Origin of the sequence: Actinophytocola sp. (genome assembly GCF_035634895.1) — a bacterium.
GTDB lineage: Bacteria > Actinomycetota > Actinomycetes > Mycobacteriales > Pseudonocardiaceae > Actinophytocola.
Window position 1 is genome coordinate 1 of record NZ_DASQCC010000112.1, and the last position, 17,923, is coordinate 17,923.

Consider the following 17,923-nt stretch of genomic DNA (forward strand, 5'->3'; position numbering starts at 1 on the left):
GATCGTGGGCTCCATCGAGAAGATCACCCCAACCGCGCACGGTGCCGAGCTGGACCTCGCGATCGACCCTGACAAGGCCGATCTCATCCCGGACAACGTCACCGCCCGGTTCATCCCGAAGACCCTCTTCGGCGACCGGTACGTGGCGCTGCAGATCCCCGAGAGCCCGGCACAGCGGCACCTGACCAACGGCGCCCACATCGAGCAGGACACCTCCGCGCCGGCGGTCGAGCTGTCGCAGGCCCTCGACCACCTGCTGCCGGTGCTGCAGGCGGTGCAGCCGCAGAAGCTGTCCACCACGCTGACCGCCATCTCCACCGCCCTCGACGGCCGCGGCAAGCAGGTGGGCGACACGATGGTCCAGCTCGGCAAGCTGGTCGAGGAGATCAACCCGCACGTGCCGCAGCTGACCCACGACCTCCAGGCACTGGTCGACGTCAGCGACACCTACACCCAGGCCATCCCGGACTTCGTCAGCGCGCTCGACGACCTGACGGTCACCTCGCGGACCGTCTACGAGCAGCGCGACAACCTCAACCTGCTGTACGCCGGCCTGACCACGGCCAGCCGTGACCTGGAGTCCTTCCTGCGCGCCAACTCCGACAACATCATCCGCCTGGCCGACAGCTCCCGGCCCACGCTCGACATCCTGGCCAGGTACTCGCCGTCCTACCCGTGCTTCCTCAAGCAGATGGCGTCACTGGTCGACGCGGCCAGGCCGGTCTTCGGCGGCGGCACCAACCAGCCGGGCCTGCACGCGACCATCGAGGTCGTCGCCGACAAGGGCAAGTACGAGCCGGGCAAGGACACCCCGGAGTTCGACGAGCACCGCGGCCCGCGCTGCTACGACCCGAACCAGATGGGCAAGCCCTTCCCCGACCAGCCGCCGGACGGCCCGCTGCGGGACGGTTCCACGCACGGCCCGGCGAACCGCACACAGGAGGACGGTGTGCTGCCGCCGTCGAACTCCGCCGGCTATCTCACCAGCCCGAACTCGGCCGCTTCGGCGCCGGGCTCGATCGCCAACACCCCGGCCGAGTACGACTTCCTGGCGCAGCTGATCGCGCCGGGGATGGGCCTGGAGCCCGCGCAGGTGCCGGGTTGGGCGACCTACCTCGTCGGTCCCCTGTTCCGTGGGGCGGAGGTGACCGTCCGGTGAACAGAGCCAATCGATGTTCGGGGTGGCACCTCGACCGCCGCGGAACGGGCGAGGGGGCGTCATGAGGGGTGTCACCGGACCGCTGACCAAGCTGATCATCTTCACGGTCGTGACGGTCGCCGCCACCGCGCTGCTCGCGGTCAGCATCGCCAACGTCGACCTGTCCGACACCACGGACTACAAGGCCCGCTTCACCGACGCGACCCTGCTGCTGCCCGGCGACGACGTGCGCATCGCGGGCGTGCGGGTCGGCCAGGTCGAGGAGGTCGGCATCGTCGACCGCAAGCAGGCCGAGGTGACCTTCTCCGTCAGCGCCGGGCGGAAGCTGCCGAAGAACGTGACGGCGCAGATCAAGTTCCGGAACCTGGTCGGCCAGCGGTACGTGTCGCTGACGCAGGGCGTCAGTGGTGGCAACCCCAACGACGTGCTCGACCCGGGGGACACCATCCCGCTCCAGCACACCCGTCCGGCACTGGACCTGACCGAGCTGTTCAACGGCTTCAAGCCGCTGTTCCGCGCGCTCTCACCCGACGACGTCAACAAGCTGTCCTACGAGATCATCCAGGTGCTGCAGGGCGAGGGCGGCACGGTCGAGTCGCTGCTCGCTCACACGGCCTCGCTGACCAGCGCGATCGCCGGCCGCGACCAGGTGATCGGCGAGGTCGTCAGCAATCTCAACAGCGCGCTGACCACGATCAACGAGCGCGGCCAGAAGCTGTCCGACCTGATCGTGACGGTCCAGCAGCTGGTGTCCGGCCTCGCCGCCGACCGGGAGCCGATCGGAGACGCGATCGACGCGCTCGGCGGGCTGGCGGACACCACGGCCGGCCTGCTGAACGACGCCCGCGCGCCGCTCAAGGAGGACATCTCGGCACTCGGCGGGCTGGTCGACAACCTCAACGACAGCGAGTCGGTGGTGGAGCACTTCATCCAGTTCCTGCCGGAGAAGGAGGCGAAGCTGACGCGGCTGGTGAGCTACGGCTCCTGGTTCAACTTCTACCTCTGCTCCGCGTCCGGCTCGATCGGGATCCCCGGGATCATCACCCAGCCCATCGACGTCCCGCTCACCCCGTCCACCCCGGCGAGGTGCTCGGCATGAGGTCCTTCCGTTCGCGCAACCCCATCCCGATCGGCATCGCCGGGCTCGTGGTGATCGGCCTCGCGCTCACGGTCGCGATGTTCTCCGACGACCTGCCGATCATCGGCGGCGGCACCAGCTACTCGGCCGAGTTCAGCGAGGCCGCCGGCCTCAGCTCCGACGACGAGGTCCGCATCGCCGGGGTCAAGGTCGGCAAGGTGACCGACGTAGAGCTGTCCGGCGCCAACGTCATGGTCACGTTCAAGGTCAGGGACGCCTGGGTCGGCGACCGGACCGCCGCGGCCATCAAGATCAAGAACGTGCTCGGCCAGAAGTACCTGTCGCTGGAGCCGGACGGCCGCGACGTGCTCGACCCGTCGACGCCGATCCCGCGGGCCAGGACCGTGGCGCCCTACGACGTGCTGGAGGCGTTCCGCGGCCTCGCCGAGACCACGAACGCCATCGACACCACCCAGCTCGCGCAGAGCTTCGAGGTCATCTCCCAGACCTTCGGCGACACCCCGGACGACGTGAGGGGCGCGCTGACCGGCCTGCAGCAGCTGTCGACCACGATCTCCTCGCGGGACCAGCAGCTCGCGACGCTGCTGTCCAACACCCGCAAGATCAGCGACACCCTCGCCGAACGCGACGCGGAGGTCGTGAGGCTCCTCCAGGACGGCAACCTGCTGCTGGCGGAGGTCAACAACCGCCGCGAGGCCATCAGCACGCTGCTGTCCGGCACCCAGGCGCTGGCGAAGGAGCTGAGCGGCCTGGTCGCCGACAACCAGAAGCAGCTCGGCCCGGTGCTGACCAGCCTCGACCAGCTGACCGGCATGCTGCAGCGCAACCAGGACGCGCTCGCACAGGGCATCAAGAACATGGCGCCGTTCTACCGGCTGTTCAACAACGCGGTCGGCAACGGGCGCTGGTTCGACAACTACATCTGCGGGCTCCTGCCGCCACAGACCGGGTCCGTCAACGAAAAGGGCTGCCTGGGGGCCACCTCATGAGCAACTTCGCCTCCCGCATGGGCCGGGACCTCGCCCGCGGTGTCGCGATCGCGATCGTGCTCGCGTTGCTCGTCGCGCTCTTCCTCTGGTGGGTGCTGGTGGACGGCAACCAGCGCCGCTACTCGGCCGTGTTCACCGGCGTCGTCGGCCTGTACGAGGACAACGACGTGCGGATCCTGGGGGTCAAGGTCGGCCACGTCGACACGGTCACCCCGGATGGCGACACGGTCCGCGTCGACATGCTGGTGGACCGCACGGTCAAGCTCCCGGCCGACGCCAAGGCCGTGATCGTCGCGCCGTCGCTGGTCAGCGACCGGTACGTGCAGTTCACGCCGGTCTACACCAGCGGCGCGACCCTCGCCGAGGGCGCGCTGCTGCCCAAGGAGCGGACCGCGACGCCGCTGGAGGTCGACGACCTGTACGCGAGCCTCAACCGGGTCAGCCAGACGCTCGGCCCCAACGGGGTGAACAAGGACGGCGCGCTCGCGGACCTGCTGAACACGCTCGCGAAGAACCTCGCCGGCAACGGCGCGATCACGAACGAGACGATCACCCAGCTGTCCCAGGCGGCGAGGACGCTGGCCGGCAGCGACGACGACCTGTTCGCGACCATCGACAACCTGCAGAAGTTCACCACGGCACTCGCCACGAACGACGACGCCGTGGACCAGTTCAGCGAGCAGGCCGCCGACGCCACGCAGTTCCTCGCCGACGAGCGCGGCGACCTCGGCGAGGCCGTGCGCCAGCTGGGCATCGCGCTGAGCGCCGTGCAGCAGTTCATCAACGACAACCGCGCGCACCTCAAGACCAACGTCGACAAGCTCGCGTCGATCACCCAGGTGCTGGTCGACCAGCGGGCGGCCCTCGCGGAGTCGCTGGACATCGCGCCGGTCGCGCTGTCCAACATCATCAACGCCTACAACGGCTCGTCCGGCACGCTGGACGCCCGCGCGGACCTCAACGAGCTGGCCCAGCCGCCGATCGTGACGCTGTGCGGCCTGTTCCGCCAGGGCACGCCGAACGTCCCGGGGGTCCTCGCGGACACCTGTGACCAGCTCAAGCCGCTCGTCGAGGGCACGGTGAAGCTCCCGACGGCCGCCGAGTTGCTGACCGCGGCCCAGAACGGCACGGCGCCCCAGCTGCCGATCCCCGGCAACATCGCGGGAGGCAACTGATGAAACGCCGTCTCCTGCCCGCCCTCGCCGCGGCCGCGCTCGCCCTGTCCGCGTGCGGCACGCAGTTCACCGGCATCTACGACCTCCCGCTGCCGGGCGGCGCGGACCTCGGCGACCACCCGTACACGGTGCGGGCGCACTTCAAGGACGTGCTGGACCTGGTGCCACAGTCCGGCGTGAAGGTCAACGAGGTGCCCGTCGGCCGGGTCGAGGACATCCAGCTCGCCCCGGACGGCTGGACGGCCGAGGTGACCATGCGGGTCAACGGCGACGTGAAGCTGCCGGAGAACGCGCTCGCGATGCTGCGCCAGTCCAGCCTCCTCGGCGAGAAGTACGTCGAGCTGTCCTCGCCGCCACCGGGTGAGGCGCGGGGCAGGCTGGACGACGGCGCCACGATCCCGATCGCGCGGACCAACCGCAACACCGAGATCGAGGAGGTGCTCGGCGCGCTGTCCATGCTGCTCAACGGCGGCGGCGTCGCGCAGCTGCAGAACATCACCCAGGAGCTGAACGCCGCGCTGGAGGGCAACGAGCCGGACCTGCGCGCCACCCTGGCCGACGTCGACACCCTGGTGTCCACCCTGGACGAGAGCAAGTCCGACATCATCCGCGCGATCGACGGTGTGAACTCACTCGCCGCCACGCTGGCCAGTGAGAAGGACCAGCTCGCCGGGGCCATCGACTCGCTCGGCCCCGGCCTGCAGGTGCTCAACGACCAGCGGTCCCAGCTCGTGACCATGCTGCAGTCGCTGGACTCCCTGTCGGACGTCGCGGTGGACACGGTGAACGCGAGCCAGGCGGACATCGTCGCCGACCTCAAGGCGCTGACCCCGGCACTGCGGAAGCTGGGGGAGGCCGGCGCGGACCTGCCGAAGTCGCTGGAGGTGTTGTTCACCATCCCGTTCAGCGACGAGGCGATGAAGGGCATCAAGGGCGACTACTTCAACCTGTACGCCAAGATCGACCTGAACCTGCAGGACGTCCTCGACAACCTGTCCCGCAGCCGGAACAACCCGCTGCAGAACGTGCCGATCGTGGGTGGCCTGCTCTCGGGTGAGCCGGGTGCGGCGAACGGGCCCCTGCTGCCGGTGCCTATCATCGGCGGCTCGTCGTCCGGCTCGCAGCAACAGCAGCCCTCGGGCGGTGGCGGTCTCGGCGGTCTGCTGGGCGGTCTCCTGGGAGGTGGCTCATGAGCGGAGCCTGCGGAGCGTTCCGACGCCACGCAGCGGGTGAGGGGGTGTCACAGTGCTCACCAAGCGGGTACGCCTGCAGCTGGTCGCCTTCGCGGTGATCGCCGTCGTCGCGGTCGTGTACGCGATGTTCCGGTTCACCGACGTCGGCAAGGTGTTCGGTGGCGGCGGCTACACGGTGAAGATGAACCTCAGGGAGTCCGGCGGGATCTTCACCAACGCGGAGGTCACCTACCGGGGCTTCAACGTGGGCCGGGTGGGGGAGATCCACCTGACGCACGACGGCATCCAGGTCGACCTCGACATCGAGCCGGACGCCCCGCGGATCCCCACGGACCTCGACGCCGTGGTCGCCAACCGGTCGGCGGTCGGCGAGCAGTACGTCGACCTGCGGCCCCGTGGGGACGAGGGCCCGTACCTGTCCGGCGCCTCGGTGATCTCGGCCGACCGCACGGTGACGCCGGTCAGCACCGACGCGGTCCTCCGCGACCTGGACAGCCTCGCGACCTCGGTGCCGACGGAGTCGCTGCGCACGGTCGTCGACGAGCTGGACCGGGCCTTCGCCGGCACCGGCGACGACCTCCAGGTCCTGCTGGACTCGACGCGCGACTTCACGTCGATGGCGCAGGAGCACCTGCCGCAGACGATCACGCTGATCTCCGACGGCGGCACCGTGCTGGACACGCAGAACGCGAACGCCGGCAACATCAAGTCGTTCGCCAACTCGCTGAACCTGCTGTCGGAGCAGCTGAAGAACTCCGACCCGGACCTGCGCCGGCTCATCACCGCGGCGCCGCAGGTGGCCTCGCAGGTGACCGACCTGCTCCAGGAGTCCGGTCCCGGGCTCGGCGTGACGATCGCGAACCTGCTCACGACGTCGGACATCCTGCGGGCACGCAAGGACGGCCTGGAGTACGCGTTCGTGGCGTACCCGCTGTTCAGCGCGGCCGGCCAGGGCCTGCTCGCCGACGATCCCGGGCAGGTGCACCTGGGGCTCGTGCTCAACCTGTTCAACCCGCCGCCCTGTACCAAGGGGTACGAGCACACCCAGCGCCGTACGGGCACGGACACCGGGAGCTCGGCGCCGCCGGTGCCGGAGCAGACTTACTGTGCCGAGCCGCCGGGCAGCCCCGTGAACGTGCGGGGGTCGGCGAACGCGCCCTACGGTGGGGTGCCGGTGGCGCAGGACCAACCCGCGACGCCACCGGGCGGTGGCACGACGGATACTTCTGACCCGCTCGCCGGCCTGCCCGGTTCGGTGAGCCAGCGGGGTGGCAGCGCGACGAGCCTCGCCACGCTGCTCGGACTACCGGGGTGATGCACGTTGACCACTGACACGACCACCGAGACCGAGTCGAACGTTCCGCGTGTCCTCCTGACGGCCGCGATCGCGCTGGTGGTGGCCGCCGCCGCGGTCTGCGGCTGGTTCGGCGTGGCCTGGGCACGCGCCGCGAACGACGACTCGCTGGCGTACTCGAAGCACCGTGACGAGGTGAACCGCGTCGGCGCGAACGCGGTCGTCACCATGAACACCCTCGACTACCGCAAGGTCGACCAGGGCCTGGCCGACTGGGAGGCCGCGACCACCGGCGGCCTGCACGACGAGATCGTGAAGGGCAAGAAGACCAGCCGCGACGCCATCGTGGCCGCCCAGTCGGTCACGAAGGCGACGGTCCTCTCGTCGGCGGTCTCGGAGCTGGACGACCGCGCCGGCCAGGCCTCGATCCTGGTCGCGCTGAAGGTCAACGTGACCGTGAAGGGCCAGCAGCCGGCGGACAAGTTCATGCGGCTGGCGGGGAAGCTGCAACGCACGCAGGACGGCTGGAAGCTCTACGAGATAGGCCAGGTCCCGTACCTGCAGCCGGGCCAGCAGTAAGGGAGAACCGACGTGCCACCGCACCGCCGCCGCCCGGCGCCAAGCCCGGGCCAGGCGCCGCCGATCCGCCGTCCGAAGGTCGCGGGCATCCGCAACCGCCCGGAGCCCGCGGACGTCCACGCCGAGGAGTCACCGGAGTCGCCCGAACGTGTGAGCGGCGTGCTGAACGGCCTCCGGGGCACCCCGCCCAGCCGTGGGTCCGACGACGAGACCGCCGTCCTGCCCCGGATCACCGACGAGCCGCCGGTCGAGGACCGGGTCGAGGTCGACCCGGAGACGAACGAGCCGCCCACGATCGTCGAGGACGACTCGCTCGACGAGGTCGACGAGCCGGTTCAGAAGCCACGCCAGAGGCTGCGCGAGGCGGCCCGGCCGGCCGGCAAGCGCCGCTCGGCCGGCACGGCCCGGCCGGACGACCTGGCGGTCGCGGAGTCCGACACCGAGCGCCGCCCGTCCCGCCAGGAGAGGGTGGCGACGCGTCCAGCCCGCTCCCGGGCACAGACGCAGATCTCGATGGCGATCGCGCTGACCGTCGTGGCGGTGATCCTGGGCGTGCTGGCGTTCGTCTTCCGCGGCAACGCCGACGCGGCGTCCGACGGCGACACCAACACGGCCCTGACCGACTCGGCGACGACGAGCCAGGTCAAGGGCCAGCTGACGAACGCGATCAAGCAGACGTTCAGCTACAACTACACCGACCTCGGATCCACGGAGAAGGCGGTCAAGGAGAACCTGACCGGCAAGGCGCTGTGCGAGTACAACCTGCTGTTCGGCGAGGTCAAGCAGCTGGCGCCGCAGCAGAAGATCGTCCTGGACACCACGGTCCGCGAACTGGCGGTCGTCCGCATCGACGGCGAACGTGCCGAGGCGCTCGTCTACATCGACCAGCTCTCGACCCGCGTGGACGTCAACAAGACCGTCGCGGTCGGCGGCCAGTTCGCCGTACAGGCCAAGAGGGTCGACAACCACTGGAAGATCACCGAGTTCGACATGTTCGGCCAGCCCCTGTTCAACGGCAAGCCGGCACCCACCTGCTGAACCGCCCACGGTGACGCCGCGCAGCCATGTGCTGCGCGGCGTCACTGCTTTCGAGTGGTGTGCGTCCGCAACGGCACCGACGCGCCGACCGCGCGGTCCTACCGCCGACTCGCACATCACCCGAGGGGAATGGTTCACATGGGGGGCACCAGCGGCCCGGCGTTCCGCTACGGCGAGTTCCAGTTCCACGAGCCGGTACCGGGGGTCGACACCACCGTCGAGCAGGAGCGCAAGCGCCACGCCGAGGAGTCGAGCCCCAGGCCCGGCGGCCTGATCGGCCAACGGCTCAGTGGCGAGGGGGAGTCGTGAGCGTGCGGGTCGCCGTTCCGCCGCTGGTCGGCGCCGTGCTGGCCGGGTGTTCGGCCCCGGACCCCGCGCCACCGCCGCCGACCCAACCGCCCTCCGTTGTCAAGGCGCCGGAAGACTCGGGACTGCGGCCGGTGACCATGACCTACCGCGACGGGCTCGCCTACGCACCCGAGGAGACCGCCGCTCAGGCGCTCTGCCACGCCCTCTCGCGGGAGGAGTGGAGTCGACCTGCTCGGCGGCGGCGACGTCGGCCGGACGGTCCGGTTCGACGGCGGCACGGCCTGTGTGGCCATCAGCGGCGGGTTGAAGGTGGAGGCCGCGATGATCGGCGGCCCCGTGACCGACACGGCCGGTGGCCCCGCGGACGTCGCCGGGCACCGTGCGTGGCTCTCCCCGTCGGAGGACGGGAGGTCGGCGCGGGCCGCCGCCGAGGTCGGGCCGCCCGGACCCCGCCCGGCCTGTGCTGACGCTCCACGCTTCGACGGAACATCCGGAAAGCGCGACGGCCTGGACGACATGCTGAGGAAGCTGCTCGCCACCCTGCTGACCAGGCTCGCGCACGACGGGCCGGTGACGCCCGTCGAGGACAGCTACGGCCATGTGCCCCTGCGCCCGACACCGCCCGTGCCGGGAGTCCGGCTGTCCGACCTGCCGCGGCGGGTCCAGGGACTCGTCCTGTGCACGGCGATGGCGAACACCGCACAAGGCGGCTACTGGACGGACAGGTTCGGCCAGTGCGTGTCCGACGACCTCGGGCGCCGGGCGGTGGTAGACCCACCGGGACACCGACGCCGGGCTCGCGAAGTTCATCGTGGGCGGGCGTCCCGCCAGGTTCGACCCGCTCGGTGGCACGGTCTCGATCGACCTCGCCGAGCTGCCCGACGGGGTCACGGCCAGCCGACGGGGTCACGTACGTCCGGTTGGAGCTGGGCTGGGCCGGCGCCGACGAGGCGGCCGCGCGGGGGTGGGCGGAGCGGCTCGTGGGGCAGCTGGGCGAGCGCTGACGCCGTCGGCGGGCCGGGGCTCCGGCGACGAGCACGACACCCGGAAAACGTGACGTTCCGCACACTTCGTACCGGGCCGGTCACGGGCACCCCGAAGATCACCGGACCCGGGTCACGAGGACCATCGAGACCAGCCGACACGTGCGTTCACCTGCTGAACTTCCGCTGGAACGCGGCTGACGCCGGGACCGTGAACCGCGTGAGATCATGGCGCGGCATCTTGACTCAGGGCCACCTCAGGGTCACGCTATTCACCAAGCACGCCTTCGGCGGGAGGACGGTTGGGTGCGGGCCTGGACAGTCGTCGCCTGAGTGGCTAGACTGCCCCTTTGCGCTGCCCACTTTCGCATGCCCTAGACTGTTGGGCACGACCGCACCCCTGAGCAGTTTAGTTACAGTTGCTAACGAGGCTGCTCAAACCGCACATTAGTCCTGGAAGGACGCATCTTGGCAGTCTCCCGCGCGACCCAAGCCACTGCTGCGACCAACTCCACCATGTCGAACTCTGGCATCCCAGGCGCACCGCTACGGGTCTCGTTCGCGAAGATCCGCGAGCCGCTGGGCACGCCGAACCTGCTCGACCTGCAGATCCAATCGTTCCAGTGGTTCACCGGCGACGAGGCGTGGTTCCAGCGCCGTGTCGACGCCGGTGACGAGAATCCCGTCGGTGGTCTTCAGGAGGTTCTCAACGAGATCTCCCCCATCGAGGACTTCTCCGGCTCTATGTCCCTCTCCTTCGACGACCCACGCTTCGACGAGGTCAAGGCCTCGACCGAGGAGTGCAAGGACAAGGACATGACCTACGCGGCCCCACTCTTCGTGACGGCCGAGTTCACCAACCACCAGACTGGCGAGATCAAGAGCCAGACGGTGTTCATGGGTGACTTCCCGGTCATGACGGACAAGGGCACTTTCATCATCAACGGCACCGAGCGCGTCGTGGTGTCGCAGCTGGTCCGCTCGCCCGGCGTGTACTTCGACACGTCCGTCGACAAGACCACCGACAAGGACGTGTTCGTCGCCAAGGTCATCCCCAGCCGCGGCGCCTGGCTGGAGTTCGACGTCGACAAGCGGGACACCGTGGGTGTCCGCATCGACCGCAAGCGCCGTCAGCCGGTCACCGTCCTGCTGAAGGCCCTCGGCTGGACCACCGAGCAGATCCGCGAGCGCTTCGAGTTCTCCGAGACGCTGCTCGCGACCCTGGAGAAGGACCACACGGCCGGCACCGACGAGGCGCTGCTGGACATCTACCGCAAGCTGCGCCCGGGTGAGCCGCCGACCAAGGAGTCCGCGCAGACGCTGCTGGAGAACCTGTTCTTCAAGGACAAGCGATACGACCTGGCCAAGGTCGGCCGCTACAAGGTCAACAAGAAGCTGGGCGTCGCGCTGCCGATCGAGACGGGCGTGCTGACCGAGGACGACATCGTCACCACGATCGAGTACCTGGTCCGCCTGCACGCCGGCGAGACGAGCATGCACGGCCAGGACGGCACGGACGTCCCGGTCGAGGTCGACGACATCGACCACTTCGGCAACCGGCGCATCCGCACCGTTGGCGAGCTGATCCAGAACCAGATCCGGGTCGGCCTGTCCCGCATGGAGCGCGTCGTCCGCGAGCGCATGACCACGCAGGACGTCGAGGCCATCACGCCGCAGACCCTGATCAACATCCGGCCGGTCGTGGCCGCGATCAAGGAGTTCTTCGGCACCTCGCAGCTGTCGCAGTTCATGGACCAGACCAACCCGGTCGCGGGCCTGACCCACAAGCGCCGCCTGAACGCGCTGGGTCCTGGCGGTCTGTCCCGTGAGCGCGCCGGCATGGAGGTCCGGGACGTCCACCACAGCCACTACGGCCGCATGTGCCCGATCGAGACGCCGGAAGGCCCGAACATCGGCCTGATCGGCTCGCTGTCGTCGTACGCGCGGGTCAACCCCTTCGGCTTCATCGAGACGCCGTACCGCAAGGTCATCGAGGGTCAGGTCACCGACCAGGTCGACTACCTGACCGCCGATGAGGAGGACCGGCACGTCATCGCGCAGGCGAACGAGCTGCTCGACGACCAGAACCACTTCGCGGGCGACCGCGTCCTGGTCCGCAAGAAGGGCGGCGAGGTCGAGTTCATCGAGCCGTTCGACGTGGACTACATGGACGTCTCGCCGCGGCAGATGGTCTCGGTCGCGACCGCGATGATCCCGTTCCTCGAGCACGACGCCGCGAACCGTGCCCTCATGGGCGCGAACATGCAGCGCCAGGCCGTCCCGCTGCTGCGCAGCGAGTCGCCGCTGGTGGGCACCGGCACCGAGCTCAAGGCCGCCGTCGACGCCGGTGACGTCATCGTCGCCGAGAAGGACGGCGTGGTCGAGGAGCTGTCGGCCGACTACGTCACGATCATGGCCGACGACGGCACCCGCCGGACCTACGCGCTGCACAAGTTCCACCGGTCGAACCAGGGCACCTGCATCAACCAGAAGCCGATCGTCTCCGAGGGCGACCGGATCCTGCAGGGCCAGGTCATCGCCGACGGGCCGTGCACAGAAGACGGCGAGATGGCGCTCGGCAAGAACCTGCTCGTCGCGATCATGCCGTGGGAGGGCCACAACTACGAGGACGCCATCGTCATCTCGCAGCGGCTCATCCAGGACGACGTGCTCACCTCGATCCACATCGAGGAGCACGAGATCGACGCGCGGGACACCAAGCTGGGCGCCGAGGAGATCACCCGGGACATCCCGAACGTCTCCGAGGAGGTGCTGGCCGACCTCGACGAGCGCGGGATCGTCCGCATCGGCGCCGAGGTCTCCGACGGCGACATCCTGGTCGGCAAGGTCACCCCGAAGGGCGAGACCGAGCTGACCCCGGAGGAGCGGCTGCTCCGCGCGATCTTCGGTGAGAAGGCGCGCGAGGTCCGCGACACGTCGCTGAAGGTGCCGCACGGTGAGACCGGCAAGGTCATCCACGTCCGCACGTTCTCCCGCGACGACGACGACGAGCTGCCCCCGGGCGTGAACGAGCTGGTCCGGGTGTACGTGGCCCAGAAGCGCAAGATCCAGGACGGCGACAAGCTCGCCGGCCGGCACGGCAACAAGGGCGTCATCGGCAAGGTGCTGCCCGTCGAGGACATGCCGTTCCTGCCGGACGGCACCCCGGTCGACGTCGTGCTGAACACCCACGGTGTGCCACGGCGTATGAACATCGGTCAGGTGCTGGAGCTGCACCTCGGCTGGCTCGCCAGCCAGGGGTGGAAGATCGAGGGCAACCCGGACTGGGCGAAGAACCTGTCCCAGGAGCTCTACGAGGTCGCGCCCGACACGAACACCGCGACGCCGGTGTTCGACGGGGCCAAGGAGAACGAGATCACCGGGCTGCTCGGCTCGACGCTCCCGAACCGGGACGGCGAGCGGATGGTCGCGGAGGACGGCAAGGCGACGCTCCTGGACGGGCGTTCCGGCGAGCCGTTCCCGTTCCCGGTGGCGGTCGGCTACATGTACATCCTGAAGCTGCACCACCTCGTGGACGACAAGATCCACGCCCGCTCCACCGGCCCGTACTCGATGATCACCCAGCAGCCGCTGGGTGGTAAGGCGCAGTTCGGTGGCCAGCGCTTCGGTGAGATGGAGTGCTGGGCCATGCAGGCCTACGGCGCGGCGTACACGCTCCAGGAGCTCCTGACGATCAAGTCCGACGACGTGCTCGGTCGCGTCAAGGTCTACGAGGCGATCGTCAAGGGCGAGAACATCCCGGAGCCGGGCATCCCGGAGTCGTTCAAGGTCCTGCTCAAGGAACTGCAGTCGCTCTGCCTCAACGTCGAGGTGCTGTCCTCCGACGGCGCCGCGATCGAGATGCGCGACGGGGACGACGAGGACCTCGAGCGCGCTGCCGCCAACCTCGGCATCAACCTGTCCCGCAATGAGTCGCCGTCTGTTGACGACGTCGTGAATTAGCCGGGCGAGCGCGGGCGCGGCGCAGTGTTCAATGATTCGCTCCGCAAGCTCCACGAAACCGCCGCGCCCGCCGCCCCCGATCCCCAATGACTAAAAGGCTGTAACCAACAAAAGGGGAAGACCCGACGTGCTTGACGTCAACTTCTTCGATGAGCTCCGCATCGGCCTGGCGACCGCTGACGACATCCGCCAGTGGTCCTTCGGCGAGGTCAAGAAGCCGGAGACCATCAACTACCGAACCCTGAAGCCGGAGAAGGACGGGCTCTTCTGCGAGAAGATCTTCGGCCCCACCCGGGACTGGGAGTGCTACTGCGGCAAGTACAAGCGCGTGCGCTTCAAGGGCATCATCTGTGAGCGCTGTGGTGTCGAGGTCACCCGCGCCAAGGTGCGCCGTGAGCGCATGGGCCACATCGAGCTGGCCGCGCCCGTCACGCACATCTGGTACTTCAAGGGCGTGCCTTCACGGTTGGGCTACCTGCTCGACCTGGCGCCGAAGGACCTGGAAAAGATCATCTACTTCGCCGCCTACGTGATCACCACGGTGGACACGGAGCAGCGGCACACCGACCTGCCCACGCTCGAGAGCGAGATGAGCGTCGAGCGCAAGCAGGTCGAGAACCGGCGGGACGCCGACATCGAGGCCAGGGCCCAGAAGCTCGAGGCCGACCTGGCCGCCCTCGAGGAGGAGGGCGCCAAGTCCGACGTGCGCCGCAAGGTCAAGGAGGGCGGCGAGCGGGAGATGCGCCAGCTCCGCGACCGCGCCCAGCGTGAGCTGGACCGGCTCGACGAGATCTGGACCACCTTCACCAAGCTCGAGCCCAAGCAGCTGATCGCGGACGAGCTCCTCTACCGCGAGCTGGTCGACCGCTACGGCGACCACTTCACCGGCGCCATGGGCGCGGAGGCGATCCAGAAGCTGGCCCACGACTTCGACGTCGAGGCCGAGGCCGACAACCTGCGCGACACCATCCGCAACGGCAAGGGGCAGAAGAAGCTCCGCGCCCTCAAGCGGCTGAAGGTCGTCGCGGCGTTCTCGCAGACGAACAACTCGCCGATGGGCATGGTCCTCGACTGCATCCCGGTGATCCCGCCGGACCTGCGGCCGATGGTCCAGCTCGACGGTGGCCGGTTCGCCACGTCCGACCTGAACGACCTGTACCGCCGCGTGATCAACCGCAACAACCGGTTGAAGCGACTGATCGACCTCGGCGCGCCCGAGATCATCGTCAACAACGAGAAGCGGATGCTGCAGGAGGCCGTCGACGCGCTGTTCGACAACGGCCGCCGCGGCCGGCCGGTGACGGGCCCGGGCAACCGGCCGCTGAAGTCGCTGTCCGACCTGCTCAAGGGCAAGCAGGGCCGGTTCCGCCAGAACCTGCTCGGCAAGCGTGTCGACTACTCCGGCCGTTCGGTCATCGTGGTCGGCCCGCAGCTCAAGCTGCACCAGTGCGGTCTGCCGAAGGCGATGGCGCTCGAGCTGTTCAAGCCGTTCGTCATGAAGCGGCTGGTCGACCTCAACCACGCGCAGAACATCAAGTCCGCCAAGCGGATGGTGGAGCGCGCACGGCCCGCGGTGTGGGACGTGCTGGAAGAGGTCATCACCGAGCACCCGGTGATGCTGAACCGCGCGCCGACGCTGCACCGCCTCGGCATCCAGGCCTTCGAGCCGCAGCTGGTGGAAGGCAAGGCCATCCAGCTGCACCCGCTGGTCTGCGAGGCGTTCAACGCGGACTTCGACGGTGACCAGATGGCGGTCCACCTGCCGCTGTCCGCCGAGGCGCAGGCCGAGGCACGCATCCTGATGCTGTCGTCCAACAACATCCTGTCGCCGGCCTCGGGTCGCCCCCTGGCCATGCCGCGACTGGACATGGTGACGGGCCTGTTCCACCTGACCCGTCCCAAGGACGACGCGAAGGGCGCCGGCCTGGCGTTCTCGTCGCCGGCCGAGGCCATCATGGCCTACGACCGCGGCGTGATCGACCTGCAGGCGATGATCAAGATCCGCATCTCGGACCGCACCCCGACCTCGGCCGACAAGCCGGAGGAGTGGGAGCCCGGTCAGCCGTGGCTCGCCAACACCACCCTGGGTCGCGTGCTGTTCAACGACCTGCTGCCCGACGACTACCCGTTCATGAACGAGCCGATGCCGAAGAAGCGGCAGGCCGCGATCGTGAACGACCTCGCCGAGCGGTACCCGATGGTCACGGTGGCGCGGACGCTCGACAAGCTCAAGGACGCCGGCTTCCACTGGGCCACCCGGTCCGGGGTCACGATCGCGATCTCCGATGTGGTCGTGCCGCCGAACAAGCAGGAGATCCTCGACGAGTACGAGAAGAAGGCCGACGCGGTCGAGAAGCGCTACCAGCGTGGTCAGCTCTCCGCCCTCGAGCGGAACAACGAGCTGGTCAAGGTCTGGAGCACCGCGACTGAAGAGGTCGCGAAGGCCATGGAGGACAACTACCCCGACACCAACCCGATCCCCACGATCGTGAAGTCGGGCGCGGCGGGCAACATGACCCAGATCCGCCAGCTCTCCGGCATGAACGGCCTCGTGACCAACCCTCGTGGTGAGTTCATCCCGCGTCCGATCAAGTCCAACTTCCGTGAGGGCCTCACGGTGCTGGAGTACTTCATCGCGACGCACGGCGCCCGCAAGGGCCTCGCGGACACCGCGCTGCGTACCGCCGACTCGGGTTACCTGACCCGTCGTCTGGTGGACGTGTCGCAGGACGTCATCGTCCGCGAGATCGACTGCGGCACCACGCGCGGCATCATCATGAAGGTCGGCGACGTCGCCGCGGACGGCAAGGTGTTCCAGGCCGAGCACGTGGAGACCTCGGTCTACGCACGCACGCTGGCCTCGGAGATCACCGACGCCGACGGCAACGTCCTGCTGAACCGCGGCGACGACCTCGGCGACCCGGCCATCGCGAAGCTGATCGGCTCGGACGTCACCGAGGCGAAGGTGCGGTCGGTGCTGACGTGTGAGTCGGCGGTCGGCGTCTGCGCCACCTGCTACGGGCGGTCCATGGCGACGGGCCAGCTGGTGGACGTCGGCGAGGCGGTCGGCATCGTGGCGGCGCAGTCCATCGGTGAGCCGGGTACCCAGCTCACGATGCGCACGTTCCACCAGGGTGGTGTGGCCGGCGAGGACATCACGACCGGTCTGCCGCGTGTCCAGGAGCTGTTCGAGGCTCGCCAGCCGAAGGGCAAGGCGCCGATCGCCGAGGTGGACAGCCGTGTCCGCATCGAGGACGGCGACCGCTACTGGAAGATCACGCTGGTCCCGGACGACGGCAGCGAGGAGATCGTCTTCGAGAAGCTGTCGAAGCGTCAGCGCCTGGCGGTCACGCCGGACGGGCCGCTCGCCGACGGTGACCACGTGCGCGTCGGTCAGCAGCTGCTGGAAGGCACGCCGGACCCGCACGAGGTCCTGCGCGTCATGGGTCCGCGCGAGGCTCAGCTGCACCTGGTGGACGAGGTCCAGAAGGTGTACCGGGCGCAGGGTGTGTCCATCCACGACAAGCACATCGAGGTCATCGTCCGGCAGATGCTGCGCCGGGTCACGATCCTCGACTCCGGGTCGACCGAGTTCCTCCCGGGTGCGCTGGTCGAGCGGGCCGAGTTCGAGTCCGAGAACCGTCGTGTCGTCGCCTCCGGCGGCGAGCCGGCCTCGGGTCGCCCGGTCCTGATGGGTATCACCAAGGCGTCGCTGGCCACGGACTCGTGGCTGTCGGCGGCCTCCTTCCAGGAGACCACCCGTGTCCTGACCGACGCGGCCATCAACGGCCGCTCGGACAAGCTGGTGGGCCTGAAGGAGAACGTGATCATCGGCAAGCTGATCCCCGCGGGGACCGGCATCAACAAGTACCGCAACATCCAGGTCCAGCCGACCGAGGAGGCCCGGGTCGCGGCGTACGCGATCCCGAGCTACGACGACGGCTACTACACCCCGGATGTGTTCGGCACCGGCACCGGCGCAGCCGTCCCACTGGACGACTACGACTTCGGCCGCGACTACCGCTAGAACCACGCGGAAGCGGAGCCCTCGACCTGCCGGTCGAGGGCTCCGTCGCATTTTCTGGGACGCCCTCGCTTTGGCGCACACCAAAACCTTCTGTGGCAGACCCGCCCGTAACGTA

12 protein-coding genes are annotated in these 17,923 nt (G+C 68.9%); all 12 read left to right on the forward strand.

The features are described from left to right. Positions 1-1,159 (forward strand): MCE family protein (locus VET29_RS15960; RefSeq protein ID WP_324920793.1); only part of this gene is annotated, 1,159 nt, incomplete at its 5' end. 61 nt (positions 1,160-1,220) lie between these two features. After that, a complete protein-coding gene (locus VET29_RS15965) occupies positions 1,221-2,258 on the forward strand; it encodes an MCE family protein (protein ID WP_324920797.1) in 1,038 nt (345 codons plus the stop codon). Then, positions 2,255-3,247, forward strand: a complete 993-nt coding sequence (locus VET29_RS15970; RefSeq protein WP_324920800.1) for an MCE family protein — start codon at positions 2,255-2,257, stop codon at positions 3,245-3,247. The genes VET29_RS15965 and VET29_RS15970 overlap by 4 nt, the downstream gene beginning before the upstream one ends. After that, positions 3,244-4,422, forward strand: coding sequence for an MCE family protein (locus VET29_RS15975; RefSeq protein ID WP_324920802.1), 1,179 nt, complete (start codon positions 3,244-3,246; stop codon positions 4,420-4,422). Before VET29_RS15970 ends, VET29_RS15975 begins: the two co-directional genes overlap by 4 nt. Continuing rightward, positions 4,422-5,615, forward strand: a complete 1,194-nt coding sequence (locus VET29_RS15980; protein WP_324920804.1) for an MCE family protein — start codon at positions 4,422-4,424, stop codon at positions 5,613-5,615. Before VET29_RS15975 ends, VET29_RS15980 begins: the two co-directional genes overlap by 1 nt. A 52-nt stretch (positions 5,616-5,667) precedes the next feature. Then, positions 5,668-6,930 carry an MCE family protein gene (locus VET29_RS15985; RefSeq protein WP_324920806.1) on the forward strand — a complete coding sequence of 421 codons (1,263 nt, stop codon included), beginning with the start codon at positions 5,668-5,670 and terminating at the stop codon, positions 6,928-6,930. Between the two features lie 6 nt (positions 6,931-6,936). Then, a complete protein-coding gene (locus tag VET29_RS15990) occupies positions 6,937-7,488 on the forward strand; it encodes a hypothetical protein (RefSeq protein WP_324920808.1) in 552 nt (183 codons plus the stop codon). Between the two features lie 12 nt (positions 7,489-7,500). Then, positions 7,501-8,526: a hypothetical protein gene (locus tag VET29_RS15995; protein ID WP_324920810.1), complete on the forward strand. Its 1,026-nt coding sequence runs from the start codon at positions 7,501-7,503 to the stop codon at positions 8,524-8,526. Positions 8,527-8,664: 138 nt separating this feature from the next. Further along, entirely contained in the window at positions 8,665-8,835 is a 171-nt protein-coding gene (locus VET29_RS16000) for a hypothetical protein (protein WP_324920812.1), read from the forward strand. 845 nt (positions 8,836-9,680) lie between these two features. Then, positions 9,681-9,839, forward strand: a complete 159-nt coding sequence (locus tag VET29_RS16005) for a hypothetical protein (protein ID WP_324920814.1) — start codon at positions 9,681-9,683, stop codon at positions 9,837-9,839. A 447-nt stretch (positions 9,840-10,286) separates the two neighbouring features. Next, positions 10,287-13,781 carry a DNA-directed RNA polymerase subunit beta gene (locus VET29_RS16010; protein WP_324920817.1) on the forward strand — a complete coding sequence of 1,165 codons (3,495 nt, stop codon included), beginning with the start codon at positions 10,287-10,289 and terminating at the stop codon, positions 13,779-13,781. A gap of 127 nt (positions 13,782-13,908) precedes the next feature. Next, the gene (locus VET29_RS16015; RefSeq protein WP_324920820.1) at positions 13,909-17,808 is read left to right on the forward strand and encodes a DNA-directed RNA polymerase subunit beta'; all 3,900 of its coding nucleotides are present in this window, start codon (positions 13,909-13,911) and stop codon (positions 17,806-17,808) included. Positions 17,809-17,923 lie beyond the last annotated feature (115 nt).